Below are 24854 nucleotides of genomic sequence, written 5' to 3' on the forward strand. Positions count from 1 at the left end.
CACCTCTACCGAGAGCAGGGATCATGCAGATCAAGGAAGTCACCGGCAAGGAAATCGGCGCCACGGTCGAAGGGTTCGACTACGCCACCGCCTCCGCGGAGGACATCGAGGCCATCAAGACGGCCGTCTACACCAAGAAGATCGTCGTCCTGAAGAACCAGCACCTGGAGCCCCAGCAGTTCCTCAAGCTCGGCCAGGCGTTCGGCCGTCCCGAGACCTACTACGAGCCGATGTACAAGCACCCCGAGGTCGAGGAGATATTCGTCTCCTCGAACGTACCCAAGGACGGCAAGCAGATCGGCGTCCCGAAGACCGGGAAGTTCTGGCACGCCGACTACCAGTTCATGCCCGACCCCTTCGGTCTGACGTTCATCTACCCGCAGGTCATCCCCGAGAAGAACCGGGGCACCTACTTCATCGACATGGGCAAGGCGTACGAGCAGCTCCCCGACGACCTCAAGAAGGAGGTCGCGGGCACCTTCTCCGAGCACTCGGTGCGCAAGTACTTCAAGATCCGCCCCACGGACGTCTACCGGCCGCTCTCGGAGATCATCGACGAGGTCGACACCAAGACCCCGCCGGTGCTGAAGCCCAGCACCTTCGTCCACCCCATGACCGGCGAAACGATCCTCTACAACAGTGAGGGCTTCACCGTCGGCATGCAGGACGAGCACGGCAGGCCGCTGGAGAACGACCTCCTGGACCGTCTCTTCGAGGCGACCGGCCAGCTCGACGACGACTTCGAGCACCCCAACATCCACCTCCAGACCTTCGAGAAGGGCGACCTCCTGGTCTGGGACAACCGCAGTCTGATCCACCGTGCCCGGCACACCACCACCCCGGAGCCCGTCGTCTCCTTCCGGCTGACCGTGCACGACGCGCGCAAGCTGTACGACGAGGCCGTCTGAGATGCCGACGCCCGTCCAGCACAAACCGCCGGCGCAGGACTACGAGAACGACGACGAACTGCTGCCGCTGGTGCTGCGGCCCTACAAGCCGCACTGCAAGTACCTGAAATCCGCGGCGGTGAGCACCCGGTCCAGCCTGGTGTCGGCGCGCTGCGAACTGGCCATCCCGGAGTCCTGCTACATCGACGACACCGGCCATCTCAACGCCGTCGAAGTCAACATCAGCTACAACCAGATGATGTACTACACCGTCGCCAAGGCGGTGAAGGAAGGACTTCTCGACGAGTTCGCCGGCTGGTCGATGGACGACTACTGGCGCCATCAGCTGCCGGACATCCTCATCGCCCGCTTCAGCGGCAGCTTCCGGCGCCCCATCAACGCGCGCTCGTTCTCCGGCGAGATCGAGTTCCTGTCCGTGGAGCGGCGCTCGCCGGGCGGCGAACCGCTGCTCGTCGCCGAGACCGCGTACCGGTACTGGGACGACGCCGGCGGGCGCTGCGACGGCGCGGTGAAGCTCGCGTTCGTCAACGCCCCTTAGGCCCTGTCCGGAAAGCCGCGGCCGGCCCACGGGCCAACGGCGTCACTTTCCGGACACGCCCCGGCAGCAGGGCAACCACACCTCGGTCGGCGTGCCGCCGCCCCATCCGGTGGCGGCACGCCGCCCGGCAGACCGAGAGCACATCGAGAGGCAGACCCGCCCATGGCCGAACCGTCCGCGCCGGGGACACCCGGCGACAGGCTGCACCACCCCCAGCTCGAAACCCTCGTGGACACCGCACGCTTCCACGCGGCGCAGAGCCCGCAGCTCCCCGCGGTCGTCTGCGAGGAACGCGAGCTGACGTACGCCCAACTGCACCGTGAGAGCAACCGCATCGCCCATGCCATCCGGGCGACGGGGGCGGCTCCCGGCGCCCGGATCGCCTATCTGGGCAAGGAGTCCGAGCACTACTACGAGATCCTCTTCGGCTGCGCCAAGAGCGGGACCGTCCTGGTGCCCATCAACTGGCGGCTGACGGCCCCCGAGGTCAGCCATATCCTCCAGGACTCCGGCAGTGAACTGCTCTTCCTGGAGGACGAGTTCGGCACCGTCCTGGACCGGCTGCCGACCGCCCCGCCGAAGACCGTCGTCCGGCTGGGTACGGAGGACGGCCTGGCCGCCTGGAAGGCGGACCACCCGGACACCGAACCCGCCTCCTCCGCCACCCCGGACACCCCGGTCGCCCAGCTCTACACCAGTGGAACCACCGGTCTGCCCAAGGGAGTCGTCCTCGCCCACCGGAGCTTCTTCGCCATCCGCAACGCCCTGGCGAGCGAACAGCTCGACTGGATCGACTGGCGGGCCGGCGACGTCGCCCTGGTCGGCATCCCCGGATTCCACGTCGGCGGCCTGTGGTGGGCCACCCAGAACTTCAACGCGGGCGTGACCGTGGTGGCGATGCGGGCCTTCGCCCCGCGGGCCGCGATCGACCTCATCCGCGACCGGGGCATCACCACCGCGTGCGTGGTCCCCGCCATGCTGCGCATGATGCTGGCCGAGCCCGGTGTGCAACCGGACGACTTCACCACCCTCCGCAAGATCGTCTACGGCGGATCCCCGATCTCCGAGGCCCTCCTCGAAGAGAGCCTCGCCATGTTCGGCAGCGAGTTCGCCCAGATCTACGGGCTGACCGAGACCGGCAACACCGCCGTCTGCCTGCCGCCCGCCGACCATGTCCCCGGCCACCCCCGGATGAAGGCCGCTGGCCATCCGTACCCGGGTGTCGGCAGCAAGGTCCTCGACGGGGACGGCAAGGAGCTTCCGGCGGGCGCCGTCGGTGAGATCTGCCTGGCCACCCCGGCCCGTATGACCGAGTACTGGGGTCTGCCCGACAAGACGGCCGAAACCCTCGTCGACGGCTGGATCCACACCGGCGACGCCGGATACATCGACGACGACGGCTATGTCTTCATCCAGGACCGCATCAAGGACGCGATCCTCGTCGCGGGCGAGAACGTCTATCCCGCGGAGATCGAAAACGTCCTGGAGCGTCATCCCGGGGTGTCGGAAGCGGTGATCGTGGGCGCACCCGACGAGCGGTGGGGCGAGAAGGTCCACGCCTTCGTCGTGCCCGTGGCCGGGAACCAGCCCGCCCCGCGGGACCTGCACCGCTTCCTCGTCGACCGGCTTGCCGCCTTCAAGCTGCCCGCGGCCTACGAGTTCATCGAGCACGTCCCGCGGAATCCCAGCGGCAAGATCCTCCGCCGGGAACTGCGCGACCGCTTCTGGAACGACGCCGACCGCAAGGTCAACTAGGGAGTTTCTTTCGGATCAGGCCGGAGCCCGGCCTGATCCGAAAGAGACGCCCCGGACCGGCCCCGCCATCCCCGTGCGGCTACCAAGAGAGAACACCATGCCTGAGCCCCTGACGCCGGCCGCCTTCCGCGCGGACCTGGCGGAATTCCTTCATCAGCATCCGGACGAAGTCGACCTGGACGAGAGCCCGCTGGACGCGGGCCTGGACTCGCTGCGCATCACCACCCTCGCCGAACGCTGGCGCAGTGCCGGTGCCGAGGTGAGCTTCGTCGAGCTCGCCGAGCGCACCACCTTCGGCGCGTGGTGGCAGCTGCTGTCCGAACGCCAGGGGGGAGCGGCTCATGCCGACGCCTGATCCGAGCGCCGAGCGCCGTCCCCTCCTCGCGGCCCAGGAAGGCATCTGGACCGGGCACCTCCTGGATCCGGAGAGCCCCGCCTACAACACCGCCGAATATGTGCAGATCCACGGCCCGGTGGACCCGGCGGTCTTCGAGAAGGCCCTGCGCCACGCCGTGGCGGAGACCGAGGCCCTGAACGTCCGCTTCGTCACCGACGAAACGGGCCGCCCCTGGCAGGTGAGCGCCCCCGACCTCCGGTGGGATCCGCACCTCGTCGACCTGACCACCGCCGCCGACCCGCACCGTGCCGCCCTCGCATGGATGGCGCAGGACCTCGACCGCCCCCTCGACCTGGAGCACGACCCGGTCTTCGGGCATGCCCTGCTGCGTACGGCCCCGGACGAGTTCCTCTGGTACCACCGCGTCCACCACATCGCCCTCGACGGATTCGGCCTCTCCCTGGTCGCCCGCCGTGTGGCGGAGGTGTACACGGCCCTGGCGGGGGACGCCCCGCTCGGCGAGAGCGGTTTCGGCACCCTGGAGTCGGTACGGGAGGAGGAGGCCGCCTACCGCGCTTCGGAGCGGATCGCCAAGAACCGTGCCTACTGGACCGAGCGTTTCGCGGACCGCCCGGCGGTCCCCAGCCTCACCTCCCGGCAGGCCCTCCCGGCCCGTACCTTCCTGCGCCGCGTCGTCGATCTGGATCACGCGGAGACGGAACGGCTCCGTGCCGTCGCCGGTGAACTGTCGGTGACCTGGTCCGATGTGCTGCTCGCCGTCACCGCTGCCTATATCCACCGGGTCAGCGGCGCCCCCGAGGTCGTGCTGAGCCTGCCGTCCATGGGCCGTCTCGGATCGGTGTCCCTGCGGGTGCCGTGCATGGTCCGCAACATCCTGCCCCTGCGGGTCGCGGTCGGGGAGCAGGACGGGCTGCGGGAGCTGGCCGTCAGGGTGGCCGCGGAGCTGCGGGCCGGCCGGCCGCACCAGCGGTACCGCTACGAGCAGCTGCGGCGGGACCTGAAGCTGGTCGGCGGCAAGCGGCGGCTGTCCGGGCCCGGCGTGAACATCATGCCGTTCGAGTACGACCTCCGGTTCGCGGGCGTCCGCAGCACGGTCCACAACGTCTCCGCGGGGCCCGTGGACGACCTTGCGGTCAATGTGTACGACCGGGCCGAGGGCGCGGGCCTGCGCATCGCCTTCGACGCCAACCCCGACCTCTACGACGAGGCGGAGCTGGCCGGGCACGAGGAGGGCCTGCTGTCGCTGCTGCGCGAGGCTCTGGCCGCTCCCGAGCGGGCGATCGGGCAGCGCCCGTGCACCGTTCTGGACGGTGGGCCGCTGCCCGGGCCGGCCCGTCCGGTGCTGGGTCTCATCGCGGACCATGCGGCCCGGCGCGGTGGCGCCACGGCCGTCGAGTACGACGGGCGGAGCATCACCTACGCCGAGTTGTTCGGCTCCGCGCGGCAGCTCGCGCGGCGGATCGCCGCCCGCGACGTCGGCCCCGGTGCGGTCGTGGCCGTCGCCCTGCCGCGCGGCATCGACGCCGTCACCGCCATCCTGGCGGTTCTGCTGTCGGGCGCCGCGTACTGCCCGCTCGACCCCGATGCCCCGGAGGCGAGGACGCAGGCGCTCCTGGACAGTTCCCGGCCCGCGCTGATCCTCACCGACGTGGCGCACGCCCCGCGTTACGCGGGGCGGCCCGCCCTGCTGCTGGACGCCCCCGGCGACGACGCCGAAGCACCGGTCGCCCCGGCCGGAGCGGCGGACGATCTCGCCTATCTCATCCACACCTCGGGCTCCACCGGCCGGCCGAAGGGCGTGGAGATCAGCCACGGCGCACTGGCCACGTTCGTCTCCGGCGGCGCGCACCGCTACGGCCTGCGCCGTGAGGACCGTGTCCTGCAGTTCGCGCCCCTGCACTTCGACGCCAGCGTCGAGGAGGTCTTCCTCACCCTCTGCACGGGCGCCACCCTGGTCGTACGCACCCCCGAGATGACCGAGTCGCTGCCCCAGTTCCTGCGCGCGGTCGACCGGCTGCGGATCAGCGTCCTGGACCTGCCGACGGCGTACTGGCACGAGCTGTCCTACGCGCTCTCCACGGGTACCGCTCCGCTGCCCGGCGGGGTGCGGACCGTCATCATCGGAGGGGAGGCCGCGCTTCCCGAACGCGTCGACCGCTGGCGGAACACGGTCGGCACTTCGGTACAGCTGTTCAACACCTACGGCCCGACCGAGGCGACGGTCGTCGCCACGGTCGCCGCACTCCACGAAACGCCCGCGGAGCCCGGTGACGTACCGATCGGACTCCCGCTGCCCGGAATGCGTGCGGCCGTCGTCGGCGGCGAGCTCCACCTCATCGGTGACGCGCTGGCCCTGGGCTACCGCGGTGCGGACGCCCCGGACGACGCCCGGTTCACCCTGCTCCCCCAGCTGCCCGGCAGTCCGAGGGCCTTCCGCACCGGCGACCTGGTACGCATCGGGGATGACGGCCAACTGCGGTTCCTCGGCCGGGCGGACGACGAATTCAAGATCAGCGGACACCGTGTCCACCCCTCCGAGGTCGAGGCCGCGCTCCTCGCCCTGCCGCGGGTCCGTGAAGCCGCGGTCGTCGGGCAGGTCCTGCCCGACGGCACACGCCGGCTCGCCGCCCATGTCGTCGCGGAGGAGCCCCGGCCCACTGCCGGGGAGGTGCGGGAGGAGCTGCGGAAGGTCCTGCCTGCGGCGATGGTCCCGTCGGCCGTGGAGTTCACCGAGCGGCTGCCCCGTACCAGCACCGGGAAGATCGACCGGAAGAGCCTCGGCACGGTCGTGGCGGAGCAGACCGGCCCGGCGGAGGAGGCGGGCGGCCTGGAGTCGGTCATCACCCGTATCTGGTCCCGGATCCTGGGCGTCGAGGGCATGACGCCCCAGGACGACTTCTTCGACCTCGGTGCCCAGTCGCTCCAGGCGATCCAGGTCGCCAACCGGCTCGGTGCGGAACTGCAGCGGGAGGTCCGCGTCGCCTGGCTGTTCGAGCATCCGACGGCCGCCGATCTCGCGCACCGCCTGGAGCAGCGCGAGGACGCTCCGGCCGGCGCGTCCGTCCAGTCGGCACAGTCCGCGGCCGTCGTGGCCGATGCCGTGCTGGACGACGACATCCGGCCCGGTGCCGCGCCCCGCACGAACGGAGCACCACGCCAGGTGCTGCTGACCGGCGCCACCGGTTTCGTGGGCCCCCATCTGCTCTCCGAACTGCTGAGGGCCACCGACGCCGAGATCGTCTGCCCGGTAAGGGCGGCGACCCCGGCCGAGGCCGCGGACCGTATCCGTCAGGCCCTGGCGGCCCAGGAGATCCCGCTTCCGGCGGGCGCCGAACGGATCACCGCCGTCCCCGCCGACCTCTCCCGCCCGGATCTGGGAATGGGTGCGGACCGTCTGGCGGAGCTGGCCGAGACCTGCGACGCCGTCGTCCACAACGCGGCGACGGTCAGCATCATGCGCGACTACGGCAGTCTGCGCGCCGCCAACACCGACTCCACCCGGCTGCTGCTGCGCATGGCGTCCGTACGGTCGATCCCGGTCCATCTGGTGTCGACGCTGTCCGTGGCCCCGCCCCGCAGCGAGAGCCCGGAGGTGCCCGAGGCGTTCTTCCCGGCGCACCCGGGGCTGATCAGCGGCTACCAGCAGTCCAAGTGGGCGTCGGAGCGCCTGCTGGAGCAGGCCGCCGAACGCGGTCTGCCGGTCACCCTGCACCGGCTGGGCCGGGTGACGGGAGCGGCGGACACCGGCCAGGTGAACCGGCGGGACTTCCTGTGGAGCGTCCTGGCGTCCGGTATCCCCGCCGGTATCGTGCCCGAACTGTTCGACGCCGAGGTGTGGACCCCCGCGGACTACGTCGCCCGCGCCGTCGTACGGCTGTCCCTGACGGCCGCACCCGGAACCGTCTTCAACCATGCGCCCGTCGCCCCCGTCCGGCTGGCCGACGTGTACGACTGGGTGCAGGAGTACGGGTACGACGTCAAGCAGATCCCCCTGCTGCAGTGGCGCAGGGAGCTGCCACGCTCGGCCGACGTGGCGGCGACGACCGGAGCCTTCTTCGACTCCTTCACCGCCGACGAGGACGCCGAGCCGGAGCTGGGCCTCGGCCGGGTCCGGGCGGACAACGTGCTGCGCGGGCTCGAAGGCACCGGCATCAGCTGCCGGGAGGCCGATCGAACACTGGTGTTCCGATACCTGGACCACTGTGTGAAAAACGGAATCCTGCCGGCCCCCGGAGGGGCGAACGTCTGACCTCGCGGGAACTCGGACCCGCCCCGCACCGACTACTTGAACGGAGTCCTTCCCGTCCCAAGGAGATCGTGTGCAGACGAAACGGCCCGCTGCCGTGGTCCTGGCCGTAGCCCTGTGCCTGGCCGCCACGGCATGCGGGGCCTCGTCGGCCCCGGCGGCCAAGCCCGCCGGGGGCGCGAGCGCCCCCGGCTATCCGGTCACGCTGGAGAACTGCGGCCGGACGACCACCTACACCAAGGCGCCCGACAAGGTGGTCGTCATGAACGGCGCTTCGGTCGCCGAGGTCTCGTCGCTGCTGGCGCTGGGACTCGGTGACCGCATCGTCGCGAACCAGCAGTCCTACGGCCGCTCCGAGGTCCCGGGCCGGGCCGCGGCCATCAAGAAGCTGTCCAACGGCGGGATCAAGCTCAACGACGCCTACGACGTTCCCCGCGAGGCGATGCTGGGTCTCACCCCGGACCTGGTGCTGTCCACCACGTCGTACGGCTTCGACGCCAAGAACGGCTTCGCGACCCGCGACGACCTCAAAGCGGTCGGCGCCAACACCTATATCTCGCCCCAGGGTTGCGACCAGGACACCTCCCGGATGACGATCGACGACAGCTACCGGCTGCTCCGCGACCTCGGGAAGATCTTCAATGTCGGCGACCGTGCCGAGAAGCTCATCTCCGCGTCGAGCCGGCGGATCGGCGAGGTGTCGGCGCGGGTGAAGGCCGAGAAGAAGCCCAACGTCATGGTGGTCTTCTCCAATATGAGCATGGGCGGCAACGACTTCAGCTCCGTCGCGGCCCACGGCATCTGGAACGACATCCTCGCCAAGGCGGGCGGCAGCAACGCCTTCGCGACCGCTTCCAAGACCGCCTTCGCCGACCTCAGCAAGGAGAAGGTCGCTGCCGAGCAGGTGGACGCCCTCGTGGTGATCAGCTACAACGACCCGGACCCCGAGGCGTACGCCCGCAAACTGCTTAAGGAGTTCCCCCAGTGGCCGGCCGCCAAGAACAAGCGCTCCCTGGTGCTGTCCGATTCGATCTACCTCGGGCCCAGCAACGATCTGGCAGTGGCGGAGATCGCAAAGATGCTGCACCCGACCGGCTCCTGACCCGGCCGGGCCGGCGCAAGCAGCCGAACTCCGTCCTCGTCTTGGTGGGGCTGCTGGCCGTGCTCCTGGTGGCCATGGTCCTGGCGATCAGCATCGGAGCCGTGACCGTGCCGGTGGGTGAGGTGTGGCGGATCATCTGGCACCGCATCACCGGCAGCGGAACGGTCACCGACCCCGCCATGGACCAGATCGTCTGGAACTTCCGCACCCCGCGCGTCGTCCTCGCGGCGCTGGTCGGCGCGGGGCTCGCGATCGCCGGTGTGGTCCTGCAGGCCGTCGTCGCCAACCCGCTCGCCGACCCGTACGTCCTGGGCGTCTCGTCCGGTGCGTCACTCGGCGCCGTGCTCGTCATCACCCTCACCAGCGGTGCGCTCGGCGGCCTGGGAGTGTCGTCGGCGGCCTTCGTCGGCGCCGCGCTGGCGGCCGCGCTGGTCTTCTTCCTCGGCCAGAAACAAGGGCGTCTCGCACCGACCCGCCTGGTCCTGTCCGGTGTGGCCGTGGGCTATCTGTTCCTGGCCGCCACCAGCTATCTGCAGCTCCAGGCCACTCCGACCGAACTGCGCACGGTCATGTTCTGGATGCTGGGCAGCGTCGCCGGCGCACAGTGGGGGCAGCTCCCCCTCGTCACCACCGTCGTCATCGCCACCACCGTGGTCCTGGCCCTCTTCGGCCGCCGGCTCAACGCCCTCCTCGTCGGCGACGAATCCGCCACCGCCCTCGGGGTCGACGTACACCGGCTGCGCGCCGTGCTGCTGGCGCTGTCCTCCCTGGTGACCGGGACGGTCATCGCCGTCGCCGGGGGAATCGGCTTCGTCGGCCTGATGATCCCCCATCTGGTGCGCCTCACGACCGGCGCCGACCACCGCAGGCTGCTCCCCCAGGCTGCCCTGGTCGGCGCCATCTACCTGGTCGTCGTCGACCTGCTCGCCCGCACCGTCCACCGCCCCAACGAACTGCCGCTCGGTATCCTCACCGCCCTGTTCGGGGCCCCCTTCTTCCTGTGGCTGCTGCGCCGCAACAAGAGCCTGGACACCGCATGAAGCTGACCGTCGAAGAGATCCACGTCGAACTCGGCCGGAAGCCGATCCTCCACGATGTGAACCTGGAGGCCGGGCCGGGCGATATCGTCGGCCTCATCGGCCCCAACGGCAGCGGCAAATCGACGCTGCTGCGGACGGTCTACCGTTCGCTGCGCCCCCACCGCGGTGTGGTGCGTGTGGACGGGGACGACGTCTGGGGGCTGAGCGCGCGCAATGCCGCCCGCCGTACCGCCGCCGTCCTCCAGGACGCCGGGAGCAATCCGTCCGGCCTCTGCGTCACGGAGGTGGTGGCCCTCGGCCGGACCCCGCACCACGGGCTCGTCGGCCGTGACAGCGCCGAGGACCACGAGGCCGTGGACCAGGCCCTCGACCTGTGCGGGATCCAGCACATGGCCGGACGCGACGTCACCTCCCTGTCCGGAGGCGAGCGCCAGCGGGTGCTGCTGGCGCGCGCCTTGGCCCAGCGGCCCCGGCTCCTCGTTCTCGACGAGCTCACCAACCATCTGGACGTCCGCGCCCGCTTCGAACTCCTGGACCTCATCCGGGCGACCGGCATCACGACCCTCGCCGTCCTCCACGACCTCGACCTGGCGGCCCGGCTCTGCGACCACCTGGTGGCGCTCCACTCGGGCCGGGTGGTGGCCGCGGGCCCGGTCCTGGAGGTGCTGACGCCCGGTCTGCTGCGCGAGGTGTTCGGCGTGGCGGGCACTGCCGACCGTCACGCCGACGGCATCGTACGCATCACCTATGCGGCGCAGCCCCTGGCCCTGGAGCGGCTGTCGGAGGCCGGGGTCGGCTGACGGGACGGTCGTACTGCGTCCCCCGGCGGACCTCGGCCGATGCCTCCGCGCTGTCGAGGCGTTCCACCAGGTGGAAGGCCATGTCGATGCCAGCGGAGACACCCGCGCTGGTGACGATGGTGCCGTCGTCGACATACCGTTCGGCGGCGCGGACGTCGATCGTGCCGTCCAGGGCCGCCAGTCTTTCGGTGAAGTCGCGGTGCGTGGTCGCGGGCCGGTCCCGGAGCAGTCCGGCGGCCGCCAGTACGAGTGAACCGGTGCACACGCTCGCCAGCAGCACCTCGCGACGGTGCAGCTCCCTGAGCCACTCCAGATGCGCGCCGTCGTCCTTGAGCGCGCGCGTGCCGTCACCGCCCGGGTGGATCAGCACGTCGAGTGCGGGAGCGTCGGCAGGGCTGTGGTCCACGCCCAGGCGCAGCCCCTTGGCGCAGCGCACCCATCCCTCCTCCCGGGCGACCGTGACCAGGCGGACGGGTGCCGTGGCGACGTGGGCGGCCCAGAAGCCGAGGACTTCCCAGGGGCCGACGACATCGAGTTCCTCGGCGCCCTCGAACACGAAAACGCCTACGGTCAGCGCGGACTCCAGATCCGGTGAGCTCACTAACGCCCCCTGCATGTCGATGAGTTGAGGCATCACCCTGACACGGGAGCCGGTGGCTGTCCCGGGAGCGCCAACCGAAGAACCCGAAGGAATGAAATTGCGTACCGCGGCGCCGCCGTCCGGTCGAGGTCCGGTGCGCGCCCCACGGGCCACGCACCGGACCTCGCCGTCATGCAGCCGCGCCGGCCAGGACGGATACCGCCGTATGGGACGGTGGGACGGCCGGAATCAGGTCGTCGCCGTCCGTGCGGGGCTGTTCCGGCTCGGCGAGCAGGACCAGCAGCATCGAGCGGGCGCGGGCCACCCGCGAACGGATGGTCCCGACCGGGCAGTCGGTGACATCGGCGGCCTCCGCGTACGACAGGCCCAGCAGCTGCGTGAGGATGAACGCCTCGCGGCGTTCGTCCGGCAGCGCTGCCAGCAGGTCGAGGAGTGCGATGCCCTCCTCGAAGCCCGGCACGCCGACCGGCTGGGTCTGTTCGGCGGCCCGCCGCCAGTCCTGGCGATCGGCCAGCCGGGGGCGCGCGGCGGCCCGCCGGAAGTCGTCGATCACGGCCCGGCGTGCGATCGACAGCAGCCAGGCGCGGGCCGAGGAGCGGCCCTCGAACCGGTGCAGGCTGCCCAGGGCACGTATGAACGTCTCCTGGGTCAGATCGTCCGCCGACTGCGGGTCGGCGCTCAGATAGGCGACATAGCGCAGTACGTCGTAGTGCAGAGCGCGGATGAACCGTTCGACGGCGTCCGGATCGCCGCCCCGGGCGGCCAGCGCCCAGCCGGTGATCAGCTGATCGGCCTCCTCGGTCCTGTCGTGCTTCTTACGTCTGTTGCGGGGCCCGCGTAATGCGGGCAGGGCAGGAGCAAGCACCTGGTGTCCTTCGCGAATCGCACAGGGAACGGCGGCACACGGACCTGCCGGTTCCGGCTGTAGGGGGACGGCGGCCGTGCGCGGGCACGACCGTGAACCGGAGCGGGGCGCCGAAGACGCCCGAAGCCCCGGGAAGACCTGCTGTTCTAGATGACAGCGGTCCTCAAGGGCGGTCCCCTGCTGGTGATCGCATGGACGAGATGCAGGTGGTACGGCGCCCAGCGCGAGCGGTTCCGCCGCACCAGACGGCGCGGGCGGCGCGGCAGCGCGGGCAGGGTGAGCGCCGGCCGCAACGGCGCGGCCAGCCATCCGGCGACGGCGCGCACCAGGCGGTAGGCGACACGTTCGCCGTAGGCCAGCCACAGGCCGCACAGCACTGCGGCCACGAGGTGGGCTCCGGACATGCCGAGCGACGGCATGCTGCTCACCAGCCAGTGCCCCAGGTCGGAGCCGGTGTCCGGGCTTGCGTGGGCCGAGTGGCCCATGCCCATGGGCATCTTCATGAGCAGGGAGTGCGCATGGCTGCCGCCCGTTTCGGCGGCGCCCGCGCCGTGTCCCGCGGAGCCGGCCGGGGTGCCTCCCGGGGCGGGGGGCGCCGCTGCCGCCTGTGCGAGTGAGAATCCCCAGTGGAGCATCTTCTGGGCGCCGACGACGAGCGTCACGATCAGCGCCGTACCGCGTTCCCGGCCGGCCAGCACCCAGCCGACGCCGCCCGTTGCCACACCTCCGGCCACGAGTGCCCACCAGGGCACGGCGCAGCAGGACATCAAGGTGTGCCCGATGGCAGCGAGCAGCACGCACACGGCCGCGAACAACGCGGCCCGTACCGTGCGCACATACCAACCGGCATCCATGACTGGCTTCATCCTTGCACCCGAATTGCGGTCGTTATGGATCAAGTATCCAAAGTCACGGGGTGCCCCACTCAAGGGGACCGGTGTGATTCAGGACGTGATCTGCCGGGGAACCGATCACCCCGTCGAGCCGACTCCATAGAGGGCAGTCTGCCTGTGGACGTCCGGATGCGGGAGGGTGCCTCCGTCCGGGTCGGATGCGGCGGTGAAGTGGTGGGGTGCTTCCGGGGTGCGCCGGAAACGGCTTCGGCGCGGGGCTTTCGCCCCGCGCCGAAACTCGTCATTGTTCAGTTGTGCTGCTGCGTTCCGCGCGCTCCCGGACGACCGGTGGGTTCGGCCCGGTCAGAGCCTTCCGCGAGTGCGCTGCGGGAGCCGTCTCAGTTGGTCCTGCGGCGGCTGCGGTTGAGCAGCAGGGCGCCCACGGCGAACACCGCGGCACCTCCCGCCCAGGTCACGGCACCGACGGGCGAGGAGCCCGCGGGCTGCGATTCGGCGGAGGCCAGCGCGGGGGCCTGCTCGTCCCCGCCGTGACCCGAGTGGCTCACGGTCGAGAGGGACGCGCCCGCGTCGATCTTCGCCTGGGTCGGCGCCTTGGCCGTGGCGGCCGAAGAGCCGAAGACGACGTCCGAGCAGCCGTAGAACGCCTCGGGGCTGTCGTGGCGCTGCCAGACCTTGTAGACGATGTGGCGGCCCGTGCGGGCGGGCAGGTTGCCGGTGAAGCGGTAGTAGCCGTTGTCGCTGACGCGCGGCGTGGCGTGGGTGCCGACCGGGGTCGGGTCCAGGTCCGACCACTTGAGGGGCTTCGTGGGGTCGAAGCCCGGCTTGGTGATGTACATCGTCATCGTGCCCAGGTGGGCCGCGGTGATCCGCACGTTGAAGTTGTACGAACCGGCGGCCACGTTCGTGGCGGGCCAGTCGGCGCGGGCCCAGTCCAGGGCGCGGTACTTCACGCGGTTGGCGGAGCAGAGCTTTCCGTCGGGGATGAGCTCCTTGTGCTTGCCGTTCGCGTTGGCGATGTTCACCTCGTTCCAGTCGTACAGCGGCTGGGTGCCCGAGTCCGCGACAAGGTCCTTACAGACCTGGGACTTGGGCGTCTCCGGGCCTTCGGCGAAGCAGGCACTCACCCTGCTGACCGGACCGAAGACGGAACCGTGGGCGCTCGCGGGGGTCGGCGCCAGGGAGACGAAGGTCGCGGCGGAAGCGACCACGGAGGCCGCGGCAATGCGGCGTCGTGCGGAAGACATAGTGGCTCACTCTCGTACGTGTAGGGCCGTCGGGAGTAACGGGGTAACACCGGCCCGACCGTGGGGGGTTGGAGCGGTGGTCTGAACCAGAGGATCGCATTGGTACACACCAATCACAAGAGGGTGCGCCCGATGTACCCCGGAATGGCAGCCTTTCCGGTGGGTGTACGGGGCGGCCTCGGAGCCGTACCGCAGACTTCCGTACCGCCTCCGTCCTTCGGAGATCCTCTTCGGTCCGGTACCGCGGACGCCTGTCCTCCGCGCCCTGCGGACCGCGGCGGCCCGGGCCGATATCGCCCGCGTGATGACGACGACCCGTGCACCGTGCCGCCGCCGGCAACGGCGGCGGCCGGATGCGCCGGTTCGCCGATGTCACACTTTCGGGCAGCACCTGCACTCAACGGATGAGGGGCCTCGACAGGGTGTCCCCGAGGGCGAACCGCGTATCGGAACAGGGGTAGCGGATGCTGGAAGTCTTTGCCGGATTGAGCGGTGTCGTCGTACTGCTGGGAACACGTCTGGCGTATCAGTGGATCCGGGGTCGGACGGAGGTCGAGCTGGCCCGGGTGGCCCGGGAGACCGCGGCCGGTCTGCCGCCGGGCAGTGTGCTCACCGATCGGCGCCCGGGCAGCGAGCTACGGGTGCAGATCGGGCCCGGATTCCGGGGGCAGTCGCATGGCTGAGGCCCCGGGCCACCCCGCCGTCCCGGTGGCGCAGCCGTTACGCCCGCCCGACCCGGACACACGGCCGGGCGCCGAGTTCGCCCGCTACTACGAACAGCAGATGCCCCGGCTGCTCATTCATCTGGTCCGCCGGGGGGCGAGCTGGCACGAGGCCGGGGAAGCCGCCCAGGCCGCCTTCACCGAGGCGTTCACCCAGTGGGATCGCATCGCACACCCCGCCGGCTGGCTGCGGCTGGTCGCCTACCGCCTCTATCTGCGCCGCCCCGCACGCCGGGAGGAGCCCACCGACCAGCTGCCCGACGGGCCCGGAGGCAGCTGTCCGCTGCACAAGGTGGAACTGAAGGAGTCCGAGCAGTGGGTCCTGTCCGCTCTGTCGGCCCTGCCGTCGCAGCAGAGCGCGGTCATGGCCTGGCACCTCGACGGCTTCGCCACCCGGGAGATCGCGGAGGCCCTCGGGACCACCCCGGCAGCGGTACGGCAGAACCTCGCCAGGGCCCGCGCCCGGCTCAAGACGATCCTGCTCGCACCCACCGACCGGACAGGAGACGGAGGCCGGGAATGACGATCCACGACGACGATGACGCAGCACTCGACGCGCTGCTCGACGCCGCCGACGACGGCCTGCGCGCTGCGGTCGCGGCGAGCCTGGACGCCGACGCAGGCCGTGCCGCGATCTTCACCCGGGCACTGCCGCCCCACCGCGACGCGCTCCCACCGGCGGACAATATGTTCGGCGGCCACACCACGATCCACTGGGCCGATGCGATCGACACCGACCCCCACGTCAGCCGGATCCTGGAGCTTCTGTCCGAGGCCCTGAACCGCCTCTCGGAGCTGGGCTGCTGGCTCCGGACCCCGGGCGGCCCGGGAACCCCACCGGGCCGGACGGAGACCGCCGCCACCCTGCTGACCGCCCTGTGGCTGGGGGTCAAGGAACGGGGCGTCGACCAGCCCACCGCCCAGACCTTCGTGGGCGTCGGCCTCGACGAGATCCGTGAACTGCGGAACGAGCTGAGGAGGTCCGTCGGATCGGGGCGGCAGCTACGGCCCGATCCCTGGGACAGCTGGGACGGCCAGTGGGCCGACGCCCACTGTCACCGGCTGCACACCACCCTGCAGACCGCCCGGAATCTGCTCCCGGACCTCTTCCGCGACGGCAGCGAGACCTCCTCCGTGCCCCTGTCGAGCCGTTGAATCCGCGGCGCCGCGGTGACCGGAAGGCACCCGCGGGCCCGCCCGTGATCTACTGACAGGAATCGGCCGCAGCAGCGGCTGCAGCGGGGCTACGACAGGGCTACGACGGGGGAACGACGCGATGTTCGGATTCCGGGGGCGGCGGAACGATCCGCCGGCCGAGCGCGCCAGGGGCGGGGGCGCGGAGCTGGTCCTGCCGTCCGCCGATCCGGTCGAGCGGGCGGAGGCGCTGAGCTGGCTCCAGGAGCACGCGCGCGAGTATCTCGACCCCGGTGCCCTCGCCGACCGTGAGGATCTGCGCCGGTGACCCCCTCCGAGCGGCCGGCCCCGCGCTACCTCGCCCATACGTCACTGGTCTGGCGGCTGCTTTTCGGCACGGTCGGCGGCCCCTGGCCCGAGCGGGTCGCCGAAGGGCTCGTGACCATCTGCCCCGTCACCCATGCCGAACTCCGGCACGGTCTGCACCCCGGTACGGACCCCTTGCCCCTGCATCTGGCGCTCGACCGGGCCTTCGGCTCCGTCCCGCTGAGGCACTTCGACAAGCAGCCCGAAGCCGCCGACGTGGGCAAGCGGCTGCGCGCGCTCGGCGTCGGGCAGCCGCCCTCCCTGATGGACATCGTGACCGCGCTCACCGCACGCGACCACGGTCTGACCCTCGTCCACACCATCGACCGCTTCGACAGCATCAACCGGGTGTGCCCCGATATCTCCCTGATCAAGGTGCAGGCGGCCCGCCCTCCGCGCCCCGAGCCCTCCCGGGACACCAACCGGCGGCGGGGCTTCCTGCGCAGCCTCCTGGACGACTGACCCGGCCCCACCGGCCCCGAGCGGCCCTCAGCGGCCCGGACCCCGCCCCGACCGGGGCCCGCGTACAGCCGCCGGAGTCCGCGGCACGGGCAGCCCGGCGGCCGACCCGTTCCCGGACAAGGGCCCTCCCACCGCCCCCCTAGGCATCTGTCCCATGGTCGCTTAGGGGGGTCCGGCCTGCCGTCCTAGGGGGCTGACGGGCCGACGAAGCCCTCCCTATGCTCGGGTCGTTCGTTACGGGGAGACGGCATCCCGGAGCCGCCGCGGCCACTCTTCGACCACCGGTGGGTCCGGTACGCGGCGGACCCGTCCCCTCGTCCCGCGCTACCGCACCTCCATCCCGATCATGCCCCTCCTGTCCGGCCGGAGCATGTCCAGCGGCATGTCCGACGGTTCCCCCTGCCCGGCAGGAGAAGCGCCGGCCCGAGCTGTCCGGGCGGGACCGGCCCGGGCCATCCCGACGAAAGGACGATGACATGACCAGTGGGGTGGCGTTCCTCTTCCCCGGCCAAGGGTCGTACGTACCGGGCGTCTTCGCCGGTCTGGGTGCCGATGCCGGCCGGGTGGCGACCCTCGTCGCGGAGATCGACGCGGCCGTCGAGGAGTTCCGGCTGAAGCCGGTCCGGCCGCTTCTGTTCTCCCCGGACGCTCCGGCGCTGGCGGAGCTGCTCGAATCCGATCACGAGCGGCTCGACGTGGCCATCCTGGCAACCTCCATCGCCCTGGCGGAGCTTCTGGAGTCACGGCACGGGATGAGTCCCGACCATGTCGCCGGGCACAGTCTCGGGGAGTTCGGAGCCCTCGCCGTCGCCGGTGTCTTCACCCCGGGCGACGCGGCCAGGGCGGTCTGCGAACGCCACGCCACGCTGCGCAAGGCGCCGCCGCCCACGGGCGGGATGCTGGCGGTGAAGGCGGACGCGGCCCGCGCCGGGGAGCTGATCGCTGCCGCGCGGGCCGGGACGTCGGCCGTATCGGCGCTGAACTCCCCCAGCCAGACGGTGATCAGCGGCGCGGAAGCGGATCTGGTGAAGGTGCAGCAGCTGGCACGGGAGGAAGGCATCCGTACCTCCCGGCTGCATGTCCCCGGCCCCTTCCACGTCCCGCAGCTGGCCGACGCGAGCGCCCTGTACGCGACGACGATGCGCACCATACGGATATCCGCGCCCCGGGAGCGCTTCTTCTACTCCCACGGTCTGGGCCGCTTCCTGACGGCGCAGGACGATGTCGTCGACCTGATGGTGAACGACATGACCCGTCCGGTGCGGTTCCACGACTCCGTACGCGCGCTGAACGCGGAGGGCGTCACGACCTATGTGGAGTGCGGTGCGCTGGACGTCCTCACCCGGATCGTGTCCGGATCGCTGCCCCGCGCCGTGACCCTGGCACCGCTCCGGGAGGCCACGACGACACCGGATCTGTCCGCCCGGCTGCGGCCCGCCGGCACCCCGGCCGTGAACGGCGTCGCTGCGCCCGCGGGCCCGGCGCCGGCCGCCGAGGTCGACCCGGAGGTGCTCGCGGGGGTACGTGCGGTGTGCGCCGAGGTCCTGGAGTATCCGCTGGAGGTGATCACCGACGACGCGGACTTCCAGGCCGATCTCGGTGTCGACTCCCTGGCGATGACCGAGCTGCAGGCCCACGCGCTGCAGCGGTTCGGTCTGAAGGAGACGCTGCAGGACGCGGATACGGGAACGTACGGCACGGTTTCCGGTCTGGCCGCGTACATCACGGGCCTGCTGAGTGAGGGCACCGGTTCCGTTTCCGGGCGGCGGTGATCCGGTCGTGATCTCCCGTGCTCCGGACGGGGAGGGGCCGCACGACGACAGGGTCGCCGTCGTCGGGATGGGTGTCGCCGTGCCGGGCGCCTGCGACCCGGAGGAGCTGTGGAAGCTGCTGTGCGGTGACAGACCCGTGTTCGATGAGCCGTCGGACCGCTTCCGGCTCGATTCCTTCTGGTCCGCGGATCCGGCCGCCGAGGACCGCGGCTATGTCCGCACTTCGGGTTTTCTGCACGACTTCCGTCCGCACCCCGCACTGGCCGCGGAGATCGCGGCCGGAACGCTCTCGGCCGCCGCGCAGAACCCGGTCTGGCTGCGGCACTGCCTGCTGCAGGCGCGGGACACCGTCACCGCCCGCAGCACCGACCGATACGCCTACCACGTCGGGACCAGCGCCCTGGTCGGCCAGCGCACCGACGAGGCGGTGCTGGCCGAGTGCGTTCCCCGGGCCGTCGCCGAGCGGCTGCACCGCGACGAGCCCGCCCGGATGGCCGAGGCCGAGGCACGGCTGCGCGCCCTGCTGAGAAGCCACCACGGGTACGGCGCCGAAGAGCCGCGGGACACACTGCCCGACCGGGTCGTACGGGCCGCGGCGGCCGGACTGTTACCCGACGACTGCGAGTTCTCCGTGGTCGACGCGGCCTGCTCGTCCTCGCTGTACGCGATCGGTCTGGGTGTCGCGAGCCTGCTGGCGGGCGCCTGCGATATCGCCTACTGCGGCGGGGTGTCGGGAGTGACGCCGCGTTACAACGTCACGTTCTCCAAACTGCACGGGCTGAGCCCCAGCGGCGACGTCCGCGCGTTCGACGACGACGCCGACGGAACGCTGTTCTCGGACGGAGCGGGCGTTGTCGCGCTGAAGCGCCTGGACCGGGCCGTCGAGGACGGGGACCCGGTGTTCGGCGTCCTCGTGGGATTCGGCGGGTCGTCGGACGGCCGGGGAACGGCGATCTACGCCCCCAACCCCGTCGGTCAGCGCCGCTGCCTGGACCGCGCCCGGCAGGCATCGGGTCTCACGGCGGACGATGTCGACTGGGTCATCGCGCACGGGACGGGCACGGCCGTCGGTGACGCGGTCGAGCTGCGGACCCTCGCCGCCGCCACCGATCCGGGCAGCGTCTGGTGCGGATCCAACAAGTCCCTGCTCGGTCATACCGGGTGGAGCTCCGGAGTGGTCTCGGTCGTCCAGGCCCTCACGGCGCTGCGGCAGGGCACGATACCGGCACAGCGACGCTTCACCGGTCCCGGGCTCACCGCGCAGACCGGCGACCGGGTACGCATACCTTCGGCGGACGTTCCCTGGCATGCGGGCGGCCGGCGTTCCAGGACCGCAGGCGTCTCCGCCTTCGGCTTCGGCGGCACCAACGCCCATCTGCTGATCACCGACCGAGAGCCCGTGCGGACGGGCCCGCGCCCCGCCCGCACCGGGCCCGATCCGGTGGTCGTCCTCGCCTGGACCGCGCACCTGCCCGGCGACCCCGGCCCCGAGGCGACGGAGCGGCTGCTGCGCGAAGGCCGCATCCCCGGGCCGCGTACCTTCGGCCCCCGCTATCCGGCGCCCCCGTTTCCGGACGTCCGTCTCCCTCCGCCCACCGTACGGTCCACGGACGCGGGCCAGCTCATGGCCCTGCGGGTGGCGGGCCTGTTCGCCGCCGAACACGGTGAGCTGTGGGCGCCGGTACGGGCGACCACCGGGGTCTTCGCGGCCGCCACCGGTCCGCCGCCGTCCTCCATGGATCATCTGGTGCGCTGTCATGCCGCCGACGTACACCGCATTCTCGACGAACCCGACCGGACGGCGTTCACCGAATGGCTCGCCGACCTGCGGGCCACGACCCCGGCGACCACCAAGGACACGCTGCCGGGGCTGCTGCCCAACATCATCCCGGCGCGTATCGCCAACCGCTACGACCTGGGCGGCCCCACCATGCTGGTCGACACGGGCACCACCAGCGGGCTCACCGCCGTGCACACCGCCGTCCGCCAACTGGCGGCCGGTGCCGTCGACATGGCGCTCGTCCTCGGTGTCAGCGCGACCGGCCGACCCGAGTTCGCCCGCTTCATGGGCGTCGCGGCCGAGCGGATCGCGGAGGGGGCGTTCCTCCTCGCGCTGAGTCGCGAGTCCGTCGCCCTCGCGCACGGCCTGACCCCCCTCGTCCGCCTCCGCACGGACTGGACCGGCAGCCCTCAGGCGTCTGCGGATGCCGTCCCCGGCGGGCCCGGTGCGGCGGAGGACACCTTCCTCGGCGCCGACGGCGTCCTCGCCGTGATCCGTGCCCTGCACTCCACCGCGTCCGGCGTCACCGTGGGACCCGCGGACGGCGAACCGGGCCCGGTGATCACCCTCTCCCCCGCCGACGGCTCACCTCTTCGGCAGACAAGGACCAGCCGATGACCCACGTTCGCGACGCCGCGGCCACCGACGACCCGCAGGCCATCGCCGCCTGCGAGGTCCCGGCCGGCTACCGGGCCGCCGTTGTCCTCGCGGCCGACCACCAGGCACTCGCCGGGAGCCCCGTCGAAGACCGGGACCCCCGCAAGACGGTCCAGGTCCAGGAGGTCCCCACCCCCGAACCGGACCACGGCGAGGTGCTCATCGCCACCATGGCGAGCTCCATCAACTACAACACCGTGTGGTCGGCGCTCTTCGAGCCCGTTCCCACCTTCCGCTTTCTGCGCACCCTCGGCCGTACCTCACCGGAGGCGGCCCGCCACGACCAGCCGTACCACGTGCTCGGCTCCGACCTGTCCGGAGTGGTGCTGCGCACCGGACCGGGTGTACGGGAGTGGAAGCCCGGCGACGAAGTCGTCGCGCACTGTCTGCAACCGGACCTGCAGACGCCGGGCGGGCACGACGACACCCTGCTCGACCCCGGCCAGCGGGTCTGGGGCTACGAGACGAACTTCGGCGGCCTCGCCGAACTCTCCCTGGTCAAGGCGAACCAGCTGATGCCGAAGCCCGCCCATCTCACCTGGGAGGAGGCGGCCTCCCTGGGGGTGGCGCTCTCCACGGCCTACCGTCAGCTGGTGTCCCACCACGGGGCGGCGATGAAGCAGGGCGAGCGCGTCCTGGTCTGGGGTGCCGCCGGTGGCGTCGGCGCCTACGCGACCCAGCTGGCCCTCAACGGCGGCGCCGTTCCGATCTGTGTGGTGTCGTCGCAGGCCAAGGCCGACCTGTGCCGGCAGATGGGCGCGGAGCTCGTCATCGACCGTGCTGCGGAGGGCTTCTCGTTCTGGGAGGGGCGGGACCGCCCGCGGCTGAGCGAGTGGAGCCGCTTCCGCGGTGCCGTCCGGTCCCTGGCGGGTGACGACCCGGACATCGTCATCGAGCACCCCGGCCGGGACACCTTCGGCGTCAGCGTCATGATCGCCGCCCGGGGCGGAAAGGTGGTCACCTGCGCATCGACCACCGGCTACCAGCACACCTACGACAACCGCCATCTGTGGATGCGCGTCAAACGCATCATCGGGTCACATATGGCGAACTACCGGGAAGCCTGGGCCGCGAACGAACTCGTCGCACGCGGCAGCATCCACCCCGTGCTCTCCCGGGTCTACCCCCTCGACGCCACAGGCGACGCCACGCACGCCGTCGCCAACAACAGCCACCACGGCAAGGTGGGCGTGCTCTGCCTCGCCGACCGCCCCGGCATGGGAGTGCGCGACCCCGAGCTGCGGGCCCGGAAACTCGACAGCATCAACCTGTTCCGGAAGGGGCAGCCCCGGTGAGCGAATCCGAACGCCTCGGTATCGTCAGGGATTTCGTCGCCCGGGAGATCCTGGGCCGCGAAGGCATCCTCGACTCGCTGGCGGACGCACCACTGGCCCTGTACGAACGCTTCGCCGAGACGGGCCTGATGAACTGGTGGGTCCCCAAGGAGCACGGCGGTCTTGGGCTCGGCCTGGAAGAGAGTGTGCGGATCGTCTCCGAACTCGCCTACGGGGACGCCGGGGTGGCGTTCACCCTGTTTCTGCCCGTCCTGACGACCAGCATGATCGGCTGGTACGGCAGCGAGGAGCTCAAGGAGAGATTCCTCGGCCCTCTCGTGGCCCGGCGGGGCTTCTGCGCCACGCTGGGCAGCGAGCACGAGGCCGGCAGCGAACTGGCCCGGATCTCCACCACGGTCCGCCGTGACGGCGACACGCTGGTACTCGACGGCACCAAGGCCTTCTCCACCAGCACCGACTTCGCCCGGTTCCTCGTCGTCATCGCCCGTTCGGCGGACGACCCGGCCCGGTACACGGCGGTCACCGTACCGCGGGACGCGCCGGGGCTGCGGGTCGACAAACGCTGGGACGTCATCGGGATGCGCGCCTCCGCGACCTATCAGGTGTCGTTCTCCGACTGCCGGGTGCCGGGGGACAACGCGCTGAACGGCAATGGGCTGCGGCTGCTGGAGATCGGCCTCAACGCCAGCAGAATCCTGATCGCCGCATCCGCTCTGGGTGTCGCCCGCAGGATCCGCGATGTGTGCATGGAGTACGGGAAGACGAAGTCGCTCAAGGGCGCTCCGCTCGTCAAGGACGGCGTGTTCGCCGGGCGGCTCGGCCAGTTCGAGATGCAGATCGACGTGATGGCGAACCAGTGCCTGGCGGCCGCACGGGCCTACGACGCGACCGCGGCCCGGCCCGACGCCGCCAGGGTGCTGCTGCGGCAGGGCGCCCAGAAGTCGGCACTGACCGCGAAGATGTTCTGCGGGCAGACGGCCTGGCAGATCGCGTCCACCGCGTCGGAGATGTTCGGCGGCATCGGGTACACGCACGACATGGTGATCGGGAAGCTGCTGCGGGATGTGCGGCACGCTTCGATCATCGAGGGCGGCGACGACGTCCTGCGCGATCTCGTCTACCAGCGCTTCGTCGTCCCCACCGCGAAACGTACCTAGGGCATGTTCTGGTCAGTCCCGCGTCAGGGCCTGGGTGAGGTCGGCCCACAGATCGTCGACGTGTTCGAGGCCGACGGAGATCCGGAGCAGTCGGTCGGAGATACCGGCCTGTTCGCGTGAGCCCGGGTCCATGGCGTGGTGGGTGAGCGAGACCGGGTGCTGAATGAGGCTGTCGACGCTGCCGAGGCTGACCGCCGGGGTGAAGAGACGTACGCCGCCGGTCACCGCGTGCGGATCGTCGACCTCGAAGGACACGATTGCCCCGCCTGCGGCCATCTGCTTCGGCGGCCGGGGTTCACCGCTCAGCCCCGGGTAGTGGACCCTGGTGACCGCCGGATGGTGCAGGAGCCGGCGGGCGATCTCGGCAGCCGAGGCCGAAGCGTGGTGCATCCGCACCGAGAGCGTCGACAGTCCTCTGAGGAGCTGGTAGCCAGCCAGGGGGTGCAGGATCCCTCCGGTGGCGAACCGGATCCGCCGCAGGGCACGGGCGAACTCCTCGTTCGACGCCACCACACCGCCCATGACGTCACCGTGGCCCCCCAGGTACTTCGTCGCGCTGTGCAGAACGATGGCGGCACCCCTGTTCAGGGGGCGCTGGAGCGCGGGCGTTGCGAAGGTGTTGTCGACCAGTACCGGAACCGGAGCGCATGCAGCGGCCAGCGCCTGGATGTCGGTCTCCGTCAGTGTGGGGTTGGCGGGTGACTCGACGATCACCAGCCCCGTGTCGCTGCGGATGGCATCGCCGGCGCTGTGGGGTTGCGCCCAGGTCACCGAGGTGCCCAGCAGGCCCGAGTCCAGGAGGTAGTCGCTGGTGCCGTACAGGGGACGGACGGCGACGATATGCGGCCGTCCCCGGGCGACCTGCACGAGAAGGCAGGCGCAGAGCGCTGCCATACCGCTGGCGAAGGCCACCGCGGCTTCGGCCCCTTCCAGTTCGGCCAGCGCGGACTCGAACCGTGCGACGGTGGGGTTCCCTGCCCGGCCGTAGATCGGCGGACCGCCGTCGTCGGCTCCGGAGCCGAACACGTCGATCCGCGCCGCCTCGGCAACGGTGTCGCGGGAGGGGTAGGTGGTGGACAGGTCTATGGGCGGGACATGCAGTCCGAGATCGACAAGATCCTCACGGCCGGCATGGACCGCCCGGGTTTCCCAGTGATGCGAAGGCATGACGACAGTCTTCGCAAAGCGTCAGGATCAG

The 24854-nt window shown here is 71.0% G+C and carries 22 protein-coding genes; 17 read left to right on the forward strand and 5 right to left on the reverse strand.

Annotated features, from left to right (window positions below):
- Positions 1-23: 23 nt before the first annotated feature.
- From scoE to B7R87_RS01620, 8 genes are all read left to right on the forward strand, one after another.
- Positions 24-908, forward strand: a complete 885-nt coding sequence (gene scoE / locus B7R87_RS01585; protein WP_006350860.1) for a (3R)-3-[(carboxymethyl)amino]fatty acid oxygenase/decarboxylase — start codon at positions 24-26, stop codon at positions 906-908.
- Position 909: 1 nt separating this feature from the next.
- Positions 910-1446, forward strand: coding sequence for a (2E)-enoyl-ACP glycyltransferase (gene scoD / locus B7R87_RS01590; protein ID WP_006350859.1), 537 nt, complete (start codon positions 910-912; stop codon positions 1444-1446).
- Positions 1447-1608: 162 nt separating this feature from the next.
- On the forward strand, positions 1609-3201 hold the full coding sequence (locus B7R87_RS01595) for a long-chain-fatty-acid--CoA ligase (RefSeq protein ID WP_006350858.1): 1593 nt from the start codon (positions 1609-1611) through the stop codon (positions 3199-3201).
- Between the two features lie 97 nt (positions 3202-3298).
- On the forward strand, positions 3299-3556 hold the full coding sequence (locus B7R87_RS01600) for a phosphopantetheine-binding protein (protein WP_006350857.1): 258 nt from the start codon (positions 3299-3301) through the stop codon (positions 3554-3556).
- Positions 3543-7808 (forward strand): non-ribosomal peptide synthetase, encoded by a 4266-nt coding sequence (locus B7R87_RS01605; protein WP_130585223.1) that lies wholly within the window; start codon positions 3543-3545, stop codon positions 7806-7808. Before B7R87_RS01600 ends, B7R87_RS01605 begins: the two co-directional genes overlap by 14 nt.
- 70 nt (positions 7809-7878) lie before the next feature.
- Positions 7879-8907, forward strand: coding sequence for an ABC transporter substrate-binding protein (locus B7R87_RS01610; RefSeq protein WP_045853187.1), 1029 nt, complete (start codon positions 7879-7881; stop codon positions 8905-8907).
- Positions 8908-8951: 44 nt separating this feature from the next.
- Entirely contained in the window at positions 8952-9947 is a 996-nt protein-coding gene (locus B7R87_RS01615) for a FecCD family ABC transporter permease (protein WP_006350853.1), read from the forward strand.
- Positions 9944-10747 (forward strand): ABC transporter ATP-binding protein, encoded by an 804-nt coding sequence (locus B7R87_RS01620; protein WP_006350852.1) that lies wholly within the window; start codon positions 9944-9946, stop codon positions 10745-10747. The genes B7R87_RS01615 and B7R87_RS01620 overlap by 4 nt, the downstream gene beginning before the upstream one ends.
- Here B7R87_RS01620 and B7R87_RS01625 read toward each other — a convergent pair.
- The 4 genes from B7R87_RS01625 to B7R87_RS01640 form a co-directional block, all read right to left on the reverse strand.
- Positions 10689-11348 (reverse strand): DJ-1/PfpI family protein, encoded by a 660-nt coding sequence (locus B7R87_RS01625; protein ID WP_006350851.1) that lies wholly within the window; start codon positions 11346-11348, stop codon positions 10689-10691. The genes B7R87_RS01620 and B7R87_RS01625 overlap by 59 nt on opposite strands.
- A gap of 169 nt (positions 11349-11517) precedes the next feature.
- The gene (locus tag B7R87_RS01630; RefSeq protein WP_006350850.1) at positions 11518-12213 is read right to left on the reverse strand and encodes a sigma-70 family RNA polymerase sigma factor; all 696 of its coding nucleotides are present in this window, start codon (positions 12211-12213) and stop codon (positions 11518-11520) included.
- Between the two features lie 146 nt (positions 12214-12359).
- Positions 12360-13067 carry a hypothetical protein gene (locus tag B7R87_RS01635; protein WP_006350849.1) on the reverse strand — a complete coding sequence of 236 codons (708 nt, stop codon included), beginning with the start codon at positions 13065-13067 and terminating at the stop codon, positions 12360-12362.
- A 377-nt stretch (positions 13068-13444) separates the two neighbouring features.
- The gene (locus B7R87_RS01640; RefSeq protein WP_040917017.1) at positions 13445-14311 is read right to left on the reverse strand and encodes a lytic polysaccharide monooxygenase auxiliary activity family 9 protein; all 867 of its coding nucleotides are present in this window, start codon (positions 14309-14311) and stop codon (positions 13445-13447) included.
- A 464-nt stretch (positions 14312-14775) separates the two neighbouring features.
- Between B7R87_RS01640 and B7R87_RS01645 the strand changes: the two genes are divergently transcribed.
- From B7R87_RS01645 to B7R87_RS01685, 9 genes are all read left to right on the forward strand, one after another.
- Positions 14776-14994, forward strand: a complete 219-nt coding sequence (locus tag B7R87_RS01645; RefSeq protein WP_006350847.1) for a hypothetical protein — start codon at positions 14776-14778, stop codon at positions 14992-14994.
- Positions 14987-15556 carry an RNA polymerase sigma factor gene (locus tag B7R87_RS01650; protein WP_006350846.1) on the forward strand — a complete coding sequence of 190 codons (570 nt, stop codon included), beginning with the start codon at positions 14987-14989 and terminating at the stop codon, positions 15554-15556. The genes B7R87_RS01645 and B7R87_RS01650 overlap by 8 nt, the downstream gene beginning before the upstream one ends.
- Complete coding sequence (locus B7R87_RS01655; RefSeq protein WP_006350845.1) at positions 15553-16188, forward strand: hypothetical protein; 636 nt, start codon at positions 15553-15555, stop codon at positions 16186-16188. The genes B7R87_RS01650 and B7R87_RS01655 overlap by 4 nt, the downstream gene beginning before the upstream one ends.
- 121 nt (positions 16189-16309) lie before the next feature.
- On the forward strand, positions 16310-16495 hold the full coding sequence (locus B7R87_RS01660) for a hypothetical protein (RefSeq protein ID WP_006350844.1): 186 nt from the start codon (positions 16310-16312) through the stop codon (positions 16493-16495).
- Positions 16492-16995: a PIN domain-containing protein gene (locus B7R87_RS01665; protein WP_006350843.1), complete on the forward strand. Its 504-nt coding sequence runs from the start codon at positions 16492-16494 to the stop codon at positions 16993-16995. The genes B7R87_RS01660 and B7R87_RS01665 overlap by 4 nt, the downstream gene beginning before the upstream one ends.
- A gap of 476 nt (positions 16996-17471) precedes the next feature.
- Entirely contained in the window at positions 17472-18767 is a 1296-nt protein-coding gene (locus B7R87_RS01670) for an acyltransferase domain-containing protein (protein WP_006350842.1), read from the forward strand.
- Positions 18768-18774: 7 nt separating this feature from the next.
- Positions 18775-21165, forward strand: coding sequence for a beta-ketoacyl synthase N-terminal-like domain-containing protein (locus tag B7R87_RS01675; RefSeq protein WP_233168738.1), 2391 nt, complete (start codon positions 18775-18777; stop codon positions 21163-21165).
- Positions 21162-22499: a crotonyl-CoA carboxylase/reductase gene (ccrA, locus tag B7R87_RS01680; RefSeq protein WP_006350840.1), complete on the forward strand. Its 1338-nt coding sequence runs from the start codon at positions 21162-21164 to the stop codon at positions 22497-22499. Before B7R87_RS01675 ends, ccrA begins: the two co-directional genes overlap by 4 nt.
- Complete coding sequence (locus B7R87_RS01685) at positions 22496-23656, forward strand: acyl-CoA dehydrogenase family protein (protein ID WP_006350839.1); 1161 nt, start codon at positions 22496-22498, stop codon at positions 23654-23656. The genes ccrA and B7R87_RS01685 overlap by 4 nt, the downstream gene beginning before the upstream one ends.
- Positions 23657-23668: 12 nt before the next feature.
- Here the strand turns inward: B7R87_RS01685 and B7R87_RS01690 are convergent, their stop codons facing one another.
- A complete protein-coding gene (locus B7R87_RS01690; RefSeq protein ID WP_006350838.1) occupies positions 23669-24823 on the reverse strand; it encodes a trans-sulfuration enzyme family protein in 1155 nt (384 codons plus the stop codon).
- Between the last annotated feature and the right edge of the window lie 31 nt (positions 24824-24854).

This window comes from Streptomyces tsukubensis, assembly GCF_003932715.1.
Taxonomy (GTDB): Bacteria; Actinomycetota; Actinomycetes; order Streptomycetales; family Streptomycetaceae; genus Streptomyces; species Streptomyces tsukubensis.

Bases quoted from the DNA above. Each gene is read 5' to 3' on its own strand.
- B7R87_RS01600 (WP_006350857.1), top strand. From the start codon at position 3,299: ATGCCTGAGCCCCTGACGCCGGCCGCCTTCCGCGCGGACCTGGCGGAA.
- B7R87_RS01640 (WP_040917017.1), bottom strand. From the start codon at position 14,311: ATGTCTTCCGCACGACGCCGCATTGCCGCGGCCTCCGTGGTCGCTTCC.
- B7R87_RS01635 (WP_006350849.1), bottom strand. From the start codon at position 13,067: ATGGATGCCGGTTGGTATGTGCGCACGGTACGGGCCGCGTTGTTCGCG.
- B7R87_RS01595 (WP_006350858.1), top strand. From the start codon at position 1,609: ATGGCCGAACCGTCCGCGCCGGGGACACCCGGCGACAGGCTGCACCAC.
- B7R87_RS01605 (WP_130585223.1), top strand. From the start codon at position 3,543: ATGCCGACGCCTGATCCGAGCGCCGAGCGCCGTCCCCTCCTCGCGGCC.
- B7R87_RS01620 (WP_006350852.1), top strand. From the start codon at position 9,944: ATGAAGCTGACCGTCGAAGAGATCCACGTCGAACTCGGCCGGAAGCCG.
- B7R87_RS01650 (WP_006350846.1), top strand. From the start codon at position 14,987: ATGGCTGAGGCCCCGGGCCACCCCGCCGTCCCGGTGGCGCAGCCGTTA.
- B7R87_RS01645 (WP_006350847.1), top strand. From the start codon at position 14,776: ATGCTGGAAGTCTTTGCCGGATTGAGCGGTGTCGTCGTACTGCTGGGA.
- B7R87_RS01660 (WP_006350844.1), top strand. From the start codon at position 16,310: ATGTTCGGATTCCGGGGGCGGCGGAACGATCCGCCGGCCGAGCGCGCC.
- scoE (WP_006350860.1), top strand. From the start codon at position 24: ATGCAGATCAAGGAAGTCACCGGCAAGGAAATCGGCGCCACGGTCGAA.
- B7R87_RS01670 (WP_006350842.1), top strand. From the start codon at position 17,472: ATGACCAGTGGGGTGGCGTTCCTCTTCCCCGGCCAAGGGTCGTACGTA.
- B7R87_RS01655 (WP_006350845.1), top strand. From the start codon at position 15,553: ATGACGATCCACGACGACGATGACGCAGCACTCGACGCGCTGCTCGAC.
- B7R87_RS01690 (WP_006350838.1), bottom strand. From the start codon at position 24,823: ATGCCTTCGCATCACTGGGAAACCCGGGCGGTCCATGCCGGCCGTGAG.
- scoD (WP_006350859.1), top strand. From the start codon at position 910: ATGCCGACGCCCGTCCAGCACAAACCGCCGGCGCAGGACTACGAGAAC.
- ccrA (WP_006350840.1), top strand. From the start codon at position 21,162: ATGACCCACGTTCGCGACGCCGCGGCCACCGACGACCCGCAGGCCATC.